We start from the raw sequence: 15606 nt of genomic DNA on the forward strand, positions 1-15606 counted from the left end.
AGGCCCAGGTTGTGCAACGGCCACGCGTATGAGTCAGGCCCATTACGAGTTGTTCGTCCGGCGAAGGGCTGGCGCCCAGTGGACGCTTGAGATTGCTACGGAAAATCGTTTGCAGGCCATCCAGGCGGCCGAGGACGCCTTGGAGCAAGGCCGTGCGGTCGCCGTTCGCGTCAGCAAGGAAACGCATGACGCCGAGTCGGGCGAGTATCGGTCTGTCGCGATCTTCACCAAGGGGGACGCCGATGGAGGCAAGTCTCCTAAGGAGCCTTCCGACCGTGCGCCGCTCTGCGTCGAGCCTGCGGATCTCTACAACGTCCACGCCCGCGATCGCATCGGTCGCCTCCTTGAGGGGTGGCTGACGAGACACAAGGCGACGCCTTTCGAATTGCTGCATCGCCCCGACCTCGTGGAGAAGCTGGACGCTTCGGGGAATGATCTGCAACACGCCTTGCAGAAGATCGCCGTTCCGGAGGCTCAGGCCCGTGGTCAGAGCGTTCACGAGGTCATCCGCCATTTCCAGGGCCTGGTCGAGCGAACCATTGCAGACCTGATGAGGGCGTTTCGGAAGGGTGTCCTGCCCGATCTCGATAAGGAAGGGTTCAGTAACGCCGCCAAGCGCCTGGTCGACGATCCTGACCGCGCGTTCCTGCTTGGCGCGGGTGTGGCCGCCTCGATCGCGCCGGCCAAAAGCTGGTCCGACAAGATCGTCCGCCTGCTCGACCTCGCCGCCGCAGCGCCGCAGGAGCCTACCGCTCGCGCCATCGCGCTAGAGGCGATCGAGCTGCCGCTGGCCGAGATCATTGGCTCAAAGGCCGGCATGGCCGATCTGCTGAACGCTGCGGACGCGGACCTGGGCGACAGGCTGGCGATGATGATCCGACTGACCGGCGGTGTCGCCGTGCAGACCCTGATTCAACACGAGGCCAGCGTCCGCGCCTGCATGCCGGAGCTGCCAGACGCCGCGCGTCGATTGAGCGAATGGCTGACGGTCGGCGAGTTCACGACCGTTCGCAAGGCGATCGCGACGCTTGTCTTGACCGAGCTCAATGGCGTGCGCCGGCTCAAGCCGGCGGATGCTGAAGCCGAGATCGAGTTCTTACGCGCTCTGGCCATGAGTCTGATGGTGGCCGCCGGCGGCGTCCTGCAGGCCGAGGATATCCAGATCGCCTTCTCCACCCGTTCCAAGTCCTTGCTCAGCGGTGGCTTCATCGATGCGCTGCTGGGTCACGACCGATCGGCCTATGACGAGATCAGGATGCTGATCCGGTTGGCCGAGAATGTCATAGGCGCGTCCAGCAAGCGCCAGGCGGCAAAATGGATCATCGCCAACATCGGCAGCCGGCGCCTTGAGGATGAGCTGCGTAAAGGGCCGGGTTCTCCCATGGCCAAGCTCAGTCAACTTGCGGGGCTACAGCGGTCGCTCGGGCGCTCTGGCCTCGCACGCGAGGATCTCGAACCATTGTGCGCCAAGCTTGGGGAAATTGGCGACCAGATCGAAACCGAAACGCGCTTCCTGACCATGGTGTCGCGGGCTCCAGCGCCGTTGGGGGACCGCCTGAGTTTGCTCGTCAAGCTCGCGATGGGTGAAACGGGTCCGACGGGGGCGGTGGCCGACAAGGCTCGCTCTGAGGCGCTGAAGCTGATCAGAGATCCCAGTGCGCAGGCGCAACTGGCCAAGTCCCCCCAGACGCTCGATTTGATGAAGGCGCTGATCCAACGCGCGGCCTAGAGCATTTTTCGAGCGAAGTGGTTCCGGTTCGCGTGAAGAAAAATGGGCCAAACAAAAGATTAGAGCTCACGGCCTGACGCAGTCAGGTCATGAAATGCTCTAGCGCCGATTAGCTTTGGACGGCGTCGTCCCCCGCGGCCCGCCCCCTCACACCCGCTTCATGCTGATGATCTTCACCGGCGGGTTCAGGATCTGGCCCTTCATCGACGGCACGTTGGTCGGCCCGTCCGTGCGGCCGCTGAGGATCTTCTTCACGACGTCCATGCCTTCGACGACATAGCCGAAGACGGCGTAGCCCTGGGCGGCGTCGCTCTTGCCGGGCTTGGCGTCGAGATAGGGCTGGGGGCTGGCGCAGATGAAGAAGTCGGCGGTGGCGCTGCCGGGGGCGTCGCGGCCCATCGAGATGGCGCCGGCCTTGTGCTTGAGGCCGGTCTTCAGCGTGCTCTCGTGGGCGATCGGCGGGGCGCGGCGCGAATAGGGCTTGGGCTGGCCCTGGATCGAACCCTGGCCCGGCGCGCCCTTGGCCCGGTTGGCGCGGAAGAACTGGCCGCCGTCGAAGCGGCGCTTGTCGACATAGCGCAGGAAGTTTTCCGAGGTGATCGGGGCCTTCTTGTCCTCCAGCTCGACGACGATGGTCCCCTTGTCAGTCTGGATCGCCACGCGCGGCTTGCCGGCGGCGAGGGCGGGGGAGGCGGCCCCCAGCAAAAGCGGGGCGGCGGCCAGGGCGCCGATCAGGGCGCGGCGGACGATCTTCGAAGCGGTCATGACGGCTCCCTTGGTGTCGACGGGTGATCGCACGAGGGACGAAATTTGTCTCGCTCCCCATCACGGGGGAAGGGCGGCGCAGAAAAAAGTGACCGCTACCATAATTCCCCATCGCAAGACTCCCGTTCGCTGAGCTAGGGTCGCGGCGTTGGGGACGACCGCAGACGACATGCGGCGTTTAAGAGGGAAGGGAAGGCGTATGGGGGCTGAAAGCCAGGCCGCTCCGGCCAAGGGGCGCGACACCATGGTGGTGGGGGCGTCGTCGCTCGGCACGGTGTTCGAGTGGTACGACTTCTATCTCTACGGCTCGCTGGCGCCGATCATCACCAGCCACTTCTTCTCGGGCGTCAACGAGACGACCGGCTTCATCCTGGCCCTGCTGGCCTTCGCCGCCGGCTTCGCAATCCGACCGCTGGGGGCGCTGATCTTCGGGCGTCTGGGCGACCTGTGGGGCCGCAAGAACACCTTCCTGATCACCATGCTGTTGATGGGGGTCTCGACCTTCGTCGTGGGCCTTCTGCCGTCCTACGCCCAGATCGGCGTGGCCGCGCCGATCGCCCTGGTGCTGATGCGCCTGGTGCAGGGCCTGGCGCTGGGCGGCGAGTACGGCGGCGCGGCGACCTATGTGGCCGAGCACGCCCCGCCCGGGAAGCGCGGCTTCTATACGAGCTGGATCCAGACGACGGCGACCATTGGCCTGTTCCTGTCGCTGGCCGTGATCCTGGCCGCCCGCATCCAGCTGGGAGAGGAGGCGTTCAAGGCCTGGGGCTGGCGCATTCCGTTCCTGGTCTCGCTGCTGCTGCTGGGCGTATCGCTGTGGATCCGCCTGAAGCTGCATGAGAGCCCGACCTTCGAGCGCATGATCGCCGAGGGCAAGGGCAGCAAAAAGCCGCTGGCCGAGGCGTTCGGCAACTGGCCCAACCTCAAGATCGTGCTGCTGGCGCTGGTGGGCCTGACCATGGGCCAGGCGGTGGTCTGGTACACCGGCCAGTTCTACGCCCTGTTCTTCCTGGAAAAGACGCTGAAGCTGGACGGGGCGCTGGCCAACACCCTGGTGGCCGTGGCGCTCTTGATCGGCACGCCGTTCTTCGTGATCTGCGGCTGGCTGTCGGACAAGATCGGCCGCAAGCCGATCATCATCCTCGGCTGCCTGCTGGCGGCGCTGACCTATTTTCCGATCTTCAAGGCGATCACCACCTACGCCAACCCCGTGCTGGCCAGGGCCGAGGCGTCCGCGCCGGTGGTGGTGACCGCCGACACCGCCACCTGCGCCTTCCAGTTCGACCTGATCGGCAAGGCCATGTTCAACACCCCCTGCGATGTGGCCAAGGCCTATCTGGCCAAGGCGGGCGTCAGCTACAGCGTCCAGGCCGCGCCGGCGGGAACGCCCACCACGGTGCAGGTCGGCGGCGTCACGCTGAACGGCCTCGACGCCCAAGGCGTCACGGGCAAGGCCTTCGCCGACGCCCGCAAGGCCTGGGAGGCGGATCTTGGCGACCAGCTGAAGGCCGCCGGCTATCCGGCCAAGGCTGATCCGGCCCTGGTCAACAAGCCCGTCGTGATCGGCCTTCTGGCGCTGCTCGTGATCTACGTGACCATGGTCTATGGGCCCATCGCGGCGATGCTGGTCGAGCTGTTCCCGACCCGCATCCGCTACACGGCGATGTCGCTGCCCTATCACATCGGCAACGGCTGGTTCGGCGGCTTCCTGCCGACCACGGCCTTCGCCATCGTGGCGGCGACGGGGGATATCTATTCGGGCCTCTGGTACCCGGTGATCATCGCCGGGATCACGGCGGTGGTCGGCGGTCTGTTGCTCAAGGACACCCGCCACAACCGGCTCGAGGATTAGGCGAAACAACGACGCAACTCGGCGATGGGCTGTCGCCGGGTTGCGTTCGGGCCCCCTTTCGGCTTCGGTGAAGCTTGAGGGGAGCGTTGATGGCTCAAGAGGACGAAGACCGGCGCGCCTGGTTCCGGCGCGAAATCCTGCCGTTGGAGGCGGACCTGCTGGCCTATGCGCGGCGGTTCTGTCGCGACGGTCAGACCGATCCGGAAGACCTGGTGCACGAGGCCTTCGCCCGCGCGATCGCCTGCAAGACCTGGCGCGAGATCGGCAATCCAGGCGCGTTCGCCACCCGCATCCTGCGCAACTGCGCGCTGGACGCGCTGCGTCGCCGCAAGGTGCTGACCATCACCGCGGTGGCCGACTTCGACCGCATCGAACCGCTGGACGAGGCGCCCAGCGCTCAGGCCGTCATCGAATCACGCGAGGAGCTGCGCCTGCTGGCCGACGCGATCGCCGAGCTGCCGACACAATGCCGCCGCGTCTTCACGTTGAGAAAAGTTTACAGTCTCTCGCCGGACGAGATAGCGGTTCGGCTGGGTCTGTCCGTCTCTACTGTCGAGAAGCATTTGGTGAAGGGTCTCCGGTACTGTTCCGACAAGTTGGGACGACGTATCGGGCGTAAGAGTAAGGTCGACGAAGGACGCTCATGGAGCGCGAGACGGGATCACGACGCGAAGCGGTGAGGCAGGCCGCCGCCCTCTGGGTGGTCCGGCTTGACGACGCTGCGTGTTCCGCCGCCGACCGCGCCGCCTTCGAGGCCTGGCGCGCCGATAGCCATGAACACGAAGCCGCCTTTGAACGCGAAGCCGCCGCCTGGGCGCGGCTTGCGCGCCTGCGCGCCATGCGGCCCTCGGCCGAGCGGCCCGACCGCGACCTGCTGGCGCCCGAGCGGCGCCCGGTCCTGTCGCGTCTGGTCCTGTCGCGTCTGGGCCAATCGACCTGGGCGCGGGGCATGGCCGCTGCGGCGGTGCTGGCCCTGTCGGTCGCCGGCGTGACGACCTTCGGCGGCGGCACGGCCTACGCCACCGCGATCGGCGAGCGCCGCGTCGTGGTGCTCAGTGACAACAGCCGGATCGAGCTGAACACCGACAGCAAGGTGGTGGTCCGCTATCGGCGCGGCGTGCGCGAGGTGCGCCTGGTGCGCGGCGAGGCGGTGTTCGAGGCGGCCAGCGACGCGCGGCCCTTCGTGGTGCGCGCCAACGACGCGGTCCTGCAGGCTGATGGCGTCTCCGAGCTGGCCGTGCGGCTGCGCGGCGATGGGGCCAGCGTGACGGTCAAGAAGGGCGCAGTGGCGCTCGATCCCGAACCCGCCGAGCCCAAGGACGAGCTGCGTCTCAAGGCCGGCGTCGCGGCGGTCTACAATTCCACCGGGAGCCGGTCTCGCGCCATTTCGGACGGCGAGATCGACCGGGTTCTCGCGTGGCGCCAGGGCGCCATTGCGCTGAACGGCCAGTCGCTGGAGCAGGCCGCAGCCGAGTTCAATCGCTACAACCGGCGCCAGGTGCGGATCGTGGACCCCTCGATCGCAAACCTGCGTCTGGCCGGCTATTTCCAGACCACCGAGCCCCACAGCTTCGTCGACGCCGTCACCAGCGCCTTCCCGGTCAAGGCCGCCGAGGACGCAGACGGCGACATCCGGTTGTCTCGGAAGGGATAGATCTCTTCCGCACCACCGGGAGTCATCCCGGGAGCCTTGCGCAGGCCATCTGAAAGCGCGGGATTGCAGAGCGCGATGCGCGCCGGCCTTCCCGCCGCTCACGTCGCCGCCGCGCAGTTCTCCCGGATGAAGTCCATATGTCCTGGCATCACCTCGGCGGAGCGGGCGATGACCGACTTGATCTCGGCCATGCGGGCCTTGAACAGGCTCTCATCCATGCAGTCGGCCATCGGGTCGTAGCCCTCGGGATAGATCCCCTGGCCGATGAAAACCGCAAACCACGAGGTGTCGTTGAACAGCTCGTCGTTCTCGCGGAACACCCGGCCCGAGCCTTTGAAGAGGTCGATCTTGTCGGCCAGATAGTCTGGGATCGGCATCTCGCGCAGATAGTCCCAGTAGGGCGTGTCGCTGCGCGCCGTGGCCTTGAAGTGCAGGATGATGAAGTCGCGGATCTTCTCGTACTCGAACGTCATGGTCCGGTTGTAGCGGTCGATGTCGGCCTGCCGGAAATGGCGGTCGGGGAAGTGGGCTAGCAGGCGCGAGATGCCGACCTGGATCAGGTAGATCGACTGGCTTTCCAGCGGCTCCATGAAGCCAGCCGACAGGCCGATGGCCACGACGTTGCCGTTCCAGCTCTTCTTACGGCGGCCGGGGGTGAAGCGGATGAGGTTCGGGTCGGCCAGCGGCTCGCCGTCGAGCTGGCCCAGGAGGTCGGCCAGGGCCTCGTCGTCGCTGACATGCTGGCTGGAATAGGCGTAGCCGTTGCCCAGGCGATGCTGCAGCGGGATGCGCCACTGCCAGCCGTGCGGCCGCGCGGTGGCCCGCGTCACCGGCGACATCGAGCCGCCCAGCGTGCAGGGCATGGCCACGGCGCGGTCATTCAGCAGCCACTGCGACCAGTCCTCATAGCCGGTCTTCAGGGTCTGTTCGATCAGCAGGCCCCTGAACCCCGAGCAGTCGATGAAGAGGTCGCCTTCGATGACCTGGCCGCTTTCCAGGGTGACCGAGGTGACGTGACCGCTCTGGCCGTCCTGTTGGACGGAGGCGATCTTGCCCTCCTGGCGGGTGACGCCGCGGGCCTCTGAGTATTCCCGCAGGAACTTGGCGTAGAGCCCGGCGTCGAACTGGAAGGCGTAGGCGATCTGGCCCAGCGGCGAGTTGGCCTGGCCGTTGGGCCGCATGAACTTGCTCTGCCGCGCGCCCACCGTCTGCAGGCTGTAGGCGCCGAGGTCGTCGTCCAGGCCCATGGCCCGCAACTTCAGCCAGTAGGCGTGGAACGACACGCCCTCCATGTCGACGCCGTAGGGGCCGAACGGGTGGTGATAGCTGTGGCCGATCTCTTTCCAGTCGACGAAGTCGATGCCCAGCTTGAAGGTCGCCTTGGTCTTCTTGACGAACTCGTTTTCGTCCAGGCCCAGCATCCGGTTGAAGATATTGATCTGGGGGATCGTCGACTCGCCGACCCCGACCGTGCCGATGGCCTCGGACTCGACCAGCGTCACCTTGGTGTAGCCGTCCTTGAGGAAGCGGCCCAGGGCGGCGGCGGTCATCCAGCCAGAGGTGCCGCCGCCGACGATGACGATGCGGCGCAGGCGGTGGTCGTTGGTCATGCTTTGAACTCGGGGCGAGACGCGTGAGGGGCGGCGCAATAGCGGGCGATGAACTGCTCGTGGGTCGGCAGGGCCTGCGCCGTCTGGCGGATCAGCCCGGCCAACCGCGACAGCTGGGCCTTGAGGAAGGCCTCGTCGAAGGCGTCGACCAGCGGATCGTGGCGACGCGGCGTGACCCCCTGGCCCAGCAGCACGGCGATCCAGCTGGGCTCGGCGAAGAGATCGAGATCCGACGGGAACAGGCGGCCCGAGGCGGCGAAGAGGTCGATCTTGCGCTGCAGGCTATCGGGGATGTCCATCTCGCGAGCGCGCACCCAGTAGGGTTCGCTGCGGGCGTTGGCCTTGAAGTGCAGGATGATGAAGTCGCGGATCAGCTCGACCTGCAGGGCGGTCAGGCGGTTGTATTCGGCGATCTCGATGGGATCGAAGCCGCGATCGGGGAACAGGGCCAGAAGCTTGGTGATCCCCGCCTGGATCAGGTGGATCGAGGTGCTTTCCAGGGGTTCGAGGAAGCCCGACGACAGGCCGATGGCGACGACGTTCTTGACCCAGGCGGCCTTGCGGCGCCCGGCCTGGAACCTCAGGAAATTCGGCTCGGCCAAGGGCTCGCCGTCCAGGGTGGCGCGCAGGCGGGCCAGCGCGTTCTCGTCGCTGATGTCGCGGCTGGAATAGACATAGCCGTTGCCGGTGCGGTGCTGTAGCGGGATGCGCCAGCGCCAGCCGGCCGCATCGGCCGTGGCGCGGGTGTAGGGGGTGAGGCCATCGCCACCGGTCACGCACGGCATGGCCACGGCCCGGTCGTTGGGCAGCCAGTGGCTCCAGTCGTCATAGCCGGCCTTGAGCGTCTGCTCGATCAGGAGGCCCCGGAACCCCGAGCAGTCGACGAAGAGATCGGCCTCCAGCACCCGGCCGTCGTCCAGGGTGACGCCGGTGACGAAACCCGTCTCGCCGTGCTGCTGGACGCTGGCGATCTTGCCTTCGACGCGCGTGACGCCGCGCGGCTCGGCGTAGTCGCGCAGGAACTTGGCGTAGAGGCCCGCGTCGAAGTGGAAGGCGTACTTCAGGCTCGACAGCACCTGCCCCGGATCCTTCGACGGCGGGGCGAAGCGGTTCAGATGCGCGGCCTGGGCCGACAGGTTGAAGGCGTCGATCGGCGGCGCCCAGCCCTCGTGATGGGCGCGCAGCCAGACCTGGTGGAACTTCACCGCCTCGACATCCAGGCCAAAGCCGCCGAACGGGTGCAGGTAGCGGTGGCCCGGGCCCATCCAGTCGACGAACTCGATGGCCAGCTTGAAGCTGGCCTTGGTGGCCCGCATGAACGCGGCCTCATCCAGGCCCAGGATCTGGTTGAAGGTGTTGATCGGCGGGATCGTCGCCTCGCCGACGCCCACTGTGCCGATCTGCTCGGACTCGACCAGGGTGACGGCGATGGTCTTGGGCAGCGCCTTGGCCAAGGCGGCCGCCGTCATCCAGCCGGCCGTGCCGCCGCCGACGATCAGGACGTTGCGGATGGGGGAGGGGGTCATGCGCGGACTCCCCGCCCTGCGCGTGCCCCCACCTGACCTGCTCCGCAGGTCGTCCGCCCCCAGAGGGGGCAGAAGGAAAACCCTCCTCCCCCTTTGGGGGAGGGGGACCGCCGAATGGCGGTGGAGGGGGCTTGGGGGAAGGCTTCACACACGCGCCATCGTCTCCGCCGTCTGCTCCAGCATGGCCTTCATCCGGCTCAGCATCTCGCGGATCCGTTCGGGCGGGACGCGGTCGGCCAGCGGGTCCCAGCGCCTGGGGACGATCCCGCGGGCCAGGAAGGCGTGGATCCAGGCGCTCTCGGGCCAGGTCTCGTCGTCATAGGTGACCACGCGGCCGCGGCTCTCGAACTGCTCGATCTTGCGGGCCAGGGGCTCCGGCGGTTTCGACAGGTCGCCCCAGCGCAGGATGGCCATGTCGCGGGCCCGCTCCAGGGCCGACTCGGCCAGGCGGTTGTACTCGGCCACGGCGGCCGGGCCGGTGGGGAACAGGGCGATCAGGCGCGAGACGTCGCCTTGCAGCAGGTGCAGGTCGCCGCCGTCGCCGGCGCCGATCACGCCATAGGCGGTCCCGATCGCGACGGTGTCGCCGGTCATGGCCTGGGCGATGCGGCCGGTCTTGGCCGGCGCGGGCGCGAAGGTCGCGAGGAGGCTGTCCTCGGCGAGATCGACGCCGTTCGGCAGCCAGGCGCTCCAGTCGCTCCAGGGTTCGTGGGCGACCAGCAGGCCTTCGCCGGCCGAGGCGTCGACCTTGAGATCAGCGTCGGGGCGGCCGTCCGTGACCACGGCGCCCGCCTTCAGCGCGACCTGCCTGAGAAGGTCCGCATAGCCGGCGGCGTCCAGGCTTAGCCCGTAACTCAGGGTCGACAGCGGCGAGCGCGGGTCGGGGCTGGGCGGGGCGAAGCGGCCGCGCGCGGCGGCCTGGGCGGCCAGACTCCAGTCGCTGAGCGGGCCCGGACGACCGGCGGCCAGCCAGTAGTGATGGAAGGCCACGCCGTCGATGGCGACGCCGGTCTCGCCAAAGGGCTCGATGCCGTCGCTGTAGCGGGCGGCCAGGCGCGGCTTGGCGTTTGTCGCCCTAACCAGACCCTCATCGCTGATCCCCAGGCGTGCGTGCAGGCCCTGCAGCGAGGGCAGGGCGGCGATCCGTCCGGACGGCGCCGGAGCCGTTTCGGCCACGACCACCTCGGCCAGCCCCCGGGTCGCGGTGGCGAGGCCGGCGGCCGCCATCCAGGCGTCGACGCCAGCGCCGACGATGAGCACGCGCTTCATGCGGTCGCCCTCGCTTGGGCCATCGCGCGCAGGAACGACTCGTGGGTCGGCATGGCGTCGACGGTGCGCGTCACGGCGGCGGCGAGGTCGGACATGATCTGTGTCGTCCGGGCCGGATCGCTGGCCGCGACCAGTGGGTCATGGCCGTCGGGCAGGATGTTCTGGCCGAAATAGACGGCCAGCCACGAGGGCTCGAGGAAGAAGCCGTCCTTGTAGCCGACGACCGCGCCGCGCTCGCGGAACAGGGCCATCTTGTAGGCCAGGCTGTCGGGGATCGGCCCCTCGCGGCGCTCGATCCAGAACGGGGAATCGTCACGCTGGTTGGCGTGGTAGTGCAGCACCAGGAAGTCGCGGATCCGCTCGAACTCCAGGTCCATCACCCGATTGTACTCGTCCTCGTCGGCCGGGTCGAAACCGCGATGTGGGAAGAGCTCCAAGAGGGTGGTGACCGCCACCTGGATCAGGTGGATCGAGGTGCTTTCCAGCGGCTCCAGGAAGCCCGACGACAGGCCTACGGCGACGACGTTCTTGAACCACTGCTTCTTGCGGCGGCCGGTGACGAACCGCAGGAAGCGCGGGTCCTGCTGCAACTTGCCGTCCAGATTGTCGACAAGGGCGCGGGCGGCCTCGTCGTCGCTGACATAGCTGGAGCAATAGACGTGGCCGTTGCCCACGCGGTGCTGCAGCGGAATACGCCAGCGCCAGCCGAACTTGTCGGCCGTGGCGCGAGTGTAGGGCGTGGGCGGCTCGACCGCCTCGCACGGCGCGGCGACGGCGCGGTCGCACGGCAGCCACTGCGTCCAGTCTTCGTAGCCGGCCTTGAGAGCGCCTTCGATCAACAGGCCCCGGAAGCCCGAGCAGTCGATGAAGAGGTCGCCCTCGATGACCCGGCCGTCCTCCAGGGTGACGCTGGTCACGAAGCCATCCAGCGGGCGCTGCTGGACGCTGGTGATCTTGCCCTCGGTGCGGGTCACGCCCCGCGCCTCTGAGTAGGCCCGCAGGTACTGGGCGTAGAGACTGGCGTCGAACTGGTAGGCGTAGTTGAAGGTCGAGCCCAGCGAGCGCGGATCGGATGACGGCGGGGCGAACTTGCCGGCGCGGCTGGCGATGACCGGCAGGCTGTAGGCCTCGATCGGTCCTGCTTCGCCGCGCGCGCGGGCCGCCAGCCAATGCTGGTGGAAGGGCAGGCCGTCGATCGCGTGGCCATAGGCGCCGAAGGGGTGGATGTAGCCCTCGCCCAGGCGGCCCCAGTTCCGGAACTCAATGCCCAGCTTGATGGTCGCCTGGGTCTTGCGCATGAAGTCGGCCTCGTCGAGGCCGAGCCGGGCGTTGAAGTAGCGGATGTGCGGGACCGTGGCCTCGCCGACGCCGACCGTGCCGATCTCGACCGACTCGACCAGCTCGATCGCGATCGGCAGGCCCTTGAGCACCGCCGCCAGGCCTGAGGCGCTAATCCAGCCGGCGGTGCCGCCGCCGACGATGACGATCTTGCGGATGGGGTCCATGACGCGACCTTAGGGGCGTGCGGCGGGGGACGAAAAGGGCAAGGGTCCACCTGGCGCGCACGCCGCCCCTTGTCTGACCGCTTGGGTCCTCATTCCGCCTCCCCAGGCGTTGATCCCTCATTCTGACGGCCAACGCTCAATCCAGAAATTGACAACGCTGTCTTTCGTTGTCATCGTTCTTATCACCGGACAATCAGAATCCGGACATTGCGTGGTCAAACCCTGGACGGGTCGGGCCACGAATGGGGAGGTGACCAGGACCTGAGGATTTCGCGGCCGCGCCCGTGTGGCGACAGTGCTGCTACCTCAAATGGTAACGTTCCCATTCCTTATGGCTAAACGACTTGGGCGTTTGTGACAACGCTTGACGACACGTGGTCGGTCGTGTGATCTGGCGACAATGGTCACGGTAACATGATCAATGGTAGCGCTACCTTGCTACCAACAACAAAAGGGGAGGTGGACTAAATGGGCACGGCCAACAGGCTGTCCGCCGGGTGCGGACAAAATTCCTTTACGACGCGACTGAAGTACGGAGCCTCGGTGCTGGCGCTTGGCGCGCTGGTGTTCGGCGCGCCGGCCATGGCGCAGACCGCTGCGAAGACCGACAACCAGACGGTCGACGAAGTCATCGTCACCAGCATCAAGCAGAGCCTCAAGAGCAGCCAGCAGCTGAAGCAGTCGTCCGAGATCATCGGCGACTCGATCACCGCCGAAGACATCGGCGCCCTGCCGGACCGCTCGGTCACCGAAGCGCTGCAGCGCGTTCCGGGCGTGGCCATCAACCGTTTCGCCGCCAGCGTCGACCCTGACCACTTCTCGGTCGAAGGCTCGGGCGTCGTGGTGCGCGGTCTGAACTTCATCCGTTCGGAGCTGAACGGGCGCGACACCTTCACGGCCAACAACGGCCGTATCCTCAGCTTCGCCGACGTTCCGGCCGAACTGATGGGCGGCGTCGACGTGTTCAAGAGCCCCTCGGCCGACATGATCGAAGGCGGCATCTCGGGGACGGTGAACCTGCGCACCCGCCTGCCGTTCGACAGCAACAAGCGCATCCTTTCGCTGTCGGCGGAAGCCAGCTACGGCGACCTCGTCAAGAAGTGGAATCCGACCTACTCGTTCCTCTACAGCGACCGCTTCGACACCAGCGTCGGCGAGGTCGGCGTTCTGGCCAGCTTCGTGAATTCCGAGCTGTCCAGCCGCAACGACGCCATCCAGATCTCGAACTTCGGTTGCCGCACCAACTTGGGCCAAGCCGTCTCGAACTGCGGCAATGGCACGAAGGGCGTGTGGTTCCCGCGCGGCGCGGCGATGCGCTCGACCGAGAACGACCGCAAGCGTGAAGGCCAGGCGATCGCCCTGCAGTGGAAGAACAACGACGGCACGATGCAGGCCGCGTTCCAGTATCTGAACTCCAAGTCGCGGACCAAGTGGACCGAACGCGCCATCGAAATCGCCACCGACAACGTCGCCGGCAACGGTGACTCGCGTCCGGCGGCCGGCACGACGTTCAGCTTCGACGAAGACGGCGTGTTCACCAACGGCGTCATCACCGGCACGACCGGCTGGCGGTCGGACCAGAACGGCGCCGATCCGCGCACGCCGATCGACGGTCTGCAGTCGAACAACATCCGTCGCGACGAGAACAACACCAACCGGACGACCGACTACGGCTTCAACTTCAAGTGGACGCCGAACGAGCACTGGGGTGTCCAGTTCGACGCGCAGCACGTCGACTCCAAGGTCGACGCGATCAGCATGGGCATCTGGGGCTCCAGCTTCCAGAACGCCGCGATCACGCTGAACGGCAGCAAGCTGCCGACCGTCAACTTCACGACGCCGGGCAACGGCGTGACGGCGTCGAACTGCGCGCCGTTCGACAACACCTGCCCGTCCTATGCGCGTGGGGCCAACGCCAACCTCGCCGCCGCCTACAACAGCTTCTGGCGCTCGGCGATGGACCACTTCGAGCAGTCGGACGGCACCGAAGACGCCGCCAAGATCGACGTCGAATACAAGTTCCACAACGACACCTGGCTCGACTCGGTGAAGGCCGGCGTCCGCTGGTCCGAGCGCGACCAGACGACCCGCTTCTCGGCCTATAACTGGGGCGTGCTCAGCGAAATCTGGGGTGAGGGCGGCCCGGTCTGGTTCGACGATCCGATCAACGGCAACCCGACGACGGCCGGCGGCGCGACCAGCGTGGGTCAGGTCGAGCTCTACGGCTTCGACAACTTCATGCGCGGCAAGATCGCCTCGCCGGTTGGCGACGGACGCCTGTTCTACACCCAGAACACCGTCGACAACTACGATGCGGTCTCCAAGTTCGCCCTGTCGGTCGGCGACGAGTGGCGCGCCCGCCTCTCCGGCGGCTGCCCGCAGAACTGGGTGCCTTCGGCGCAGCGTTGCGGCGTGATCGCCGGCACGCCGTTCCGCCCGCAGGAAATCAACCCCGTCAACGAGGTGACCAAGTCGGCCTACCTCATGAGCCGGTTCAAGGGCGAAAGCGGCGATCTGCAGATCAGCGGCAACTTCGGCCTGCGCTACACCAAGACCACCCGCCAGTCGGACGGCTTCCTGGCCTTCCCGACCGCCACGGGCCTGTCCACGGACCAAGCGTGCGCCGACGCCTTCACCGAATGGCAGGCTCGTCCCGAGCCGAAGGACCCGTTCACGCCGTCGTCGTTCTGCGGTCTGACGCCGCAAGTCCGCGCCGCCGCGCGGGCCTGGCAGAACGGCGCCACGGTGCCGAGCTCGGTCAAGACCTCGTTTGAGTACTGGCTGCCCAGCTTCAACCTGAGGGTCATGGCGCCCAACGGTCTGCAGTATCGCCTGGGCCTGTCCAAGACGATGACTCCGCCCGACATCGGCCTGACGCGCAACTACTACAACCTTGCGCTGAACACGAACAACGACGGCATCATCAACGGCCAGCCCAGCGGCAACGTCACGGTCGGCAACCCCTACCTGAAGCCGACGACGGCCAAGAACGTCGACGCCTCGGTCGAATGGTACTTCGCGCCGGTTGGCTCGCTGACGCTGGCGCTGTTCTACAAGGAGCTGAACGACGTCGCGGCCAACACCACCGTGCGCCTGCCGTTCACCAACAACGGCGCCACGTTCAGCGCCCTGGTGACGACGCCCGGCAACTCGGATCAGACGGGCAAGATCAAGGGCTTCGAAGTCGGCTACCAGCAGTTCTACGACTTCCTGCCAGCGCCCTTCGACGGCCTCGGCGTCAACGCCAACTTCAGCTACATCGACAGCAAGGGCGTGCCGCAGAACACCCTGTCGGCGACCGACCCCGACGTCGGCGCGGGCCGCGTGACCACGGTCGACACCAGCAAGCTGCCGCTGCAGGGCCTGTCGAAGTACAACGCCAACCTCGCGGTCATCTACGAGAAGAGCAAGATCTCGGCGCGTCTGGCCTACAGCTGGCGCTCGGACTTCCTGCTCACCGTCCGCGACGTGATCGTGCCGTACGCGCCGATCATGAACGAGGCGACCGGCCAGCTGGACGGCTCGTTCTTCTACACGGTCAACGACAAGATGAAGGTCGGTGTCCAGGGCGTGAACCTGCTGAACGAAACCACGCGCGCCACCCAGGTCCTCAACAGCGAACTGCTGAAGACCGGCCGCTCGTGGTTCATGAACGATCGGCGCTACACGTTCGTCGTGCGCGCCAGCTTCTAAGTT

General features: G+C 66.9%; 10 protein-coding genes. 5 read left to right on the forward strand and 5 right to left on the reverse strand.

The window, feature by feature from the left end:
• The first annotated feature begins 28 nt into the window (after window positions 1-28).
• Window positions 29-1729, forward strand: a complete 1701-nt coding sequence (locus J2X45_RS17695) for a hypothetical protein (RefSeq protein ID WP_310217459.1) — start codon at window positions 29-31, stop codon at window positions 1727-1729.
• Between the two features lie 147 nt (window positions 1730-1876).
• On the opposite strand, the gene J2X45_RS17700 is transcribed toward J2X45_RS17695, so the two are convergent.
• Complete coding sequence (locus J2X45_RS17700) at window positions 1877-2494, reverse strand: peptidylprolyl isomerase (protein ID WP_310217463.1); 618 nt, start codon at window positions 2492-2494, stop codon at window positions 1877-1879.
• A gap of 199 nt (window positions 2495-2693) precedes the next feature.
• On the opposite strand from J2X45_RS17700, the gene J2X45_RS17705 reads away from it, so the two are divergent.
• The 3 genes from J2X45_RS17705 to J2X45_RS17715 all read left to right on the forward strand — a co-directional run bounded on the left by J2X45_RS17705 (window position 2694) and on the right by J2X45_RS17715 (window position 6000).
• A complete protein-coding gene (locus J2X45_RS17705; RefSeq protein ID WP_310217465.1) occupies window positions 2694-4346 on the forward strand; it encodes an MFS transporter in 1653 nt (550 codons plus the stop codon).
• 86 nt (window positions 4347-4432) lie between these two features.
• Window positions 4433-5026, forward strand: a complete 594-nt coding sequence (locus J2X45_RS17710; protein ID WP_310217467.1) for an RNA polymerase sigma factor — start codon at window positions 4433-4435, stop codon at window positions 5024-5026.
• Window positions 4990-6000 (forward strand): FecR domain-containing protein, encoded by a 1011-nt coding sequence (locus J2X45_RS17715; RefSeq protein WP_310217469.1) that lies wholly within the window; start codon window positions 4990-4992, stop codon window positions 5998-6000. The genes J2X45_RS17710 and J2X45_RS17715 overlap by 37 nt, the downstream gene beginning before the upstream one ends.
• A 98-nt stretch (window positions 6001-6098) precedes the next feature.
• Here J2X45_RS17715 and J2X45_RS17720 read toward each other — a convergent pair whose 3' ends face one another.
• From J2X45_RS17720 to J2X45_RS17735, 4 genes are all read right to left on the reverse strand, one after another.
• On the reverse strand, window positions 6099-7610 hold the full coding sequence (locus J2X45_RS17720; RefSeq protein WP_310217472.1) for a tryptophan 7-halogenase: 1512 nt from the start codon (window positions 7608-7610) through the stop codon (window positions 6099-6101).
• On the reverse strand, window positions 7607-9136 hold the full coding sequence (locus tag J2X45_RS17725) for a tryptophan 7-halogenase (protein ID WP_310217476.1): 1530 nt from the start codon (window positions 9134-9136) through the stop codon (window positions 7607-7609). The genes J2X45_RS17720 and J2X45_RS17725 overlap by 4 nt, the downstream gene beginning before the upstream one ends.
• Window positions 9137-9280: 144 nt before the next feature.
• Window positions 9281-10405, reverse strand: a complete 1125-nt coding sequence (locus J2X45_RS17730) for a tryptophan 7-halogenase (RefSeq protein ID WP_310217479.1) — start codon at window positions 10403-10405, stop codon at window positions 9281-9283.
• Window positions 10402-11910, reverse strand: coding sequence for a tryptophan 7-halogenase (locus J2X45_RS17735; RefSeq protein WP_310217481.1), 1509 nt, complete (start codon window positions 11908-11910; stop codon window positions 10402-10404). Before J2X45_RS17735 ends, J2X45_RS17730 begins: the two co-directional genes overlap by 4 nt.
• Before the next feature lie 468 nt (window positions 11911-12378).
• On the opposite strand from J2X45_RS17735, the gene J2X45_RS17740 reads away from it, so the two are divergent.
• Window positions 12379-15603: a TonB-dependent receptor gene (locus tag J2X45_RS17740; protein WP_310217482.1), complete on the forward strand. Its 3225-nt coding sequence runs from the start codon at window positions 12379-12381 to the stop codon at window positions 15601-15603.
• The last annotated feature ends 3 nt before the right edge of the window (window positions 15604-15606 follow it).

Origin of the sequence: Caulobacter sp. BE264 (assembly GCF_031457805.1) — a bacterium.
Taxonomy (GTDB): Bacteria; Pseudomonadota; Alphaproteobacteria; order Caulobacterales; family Caulobacteraceae; genus Caulobacter.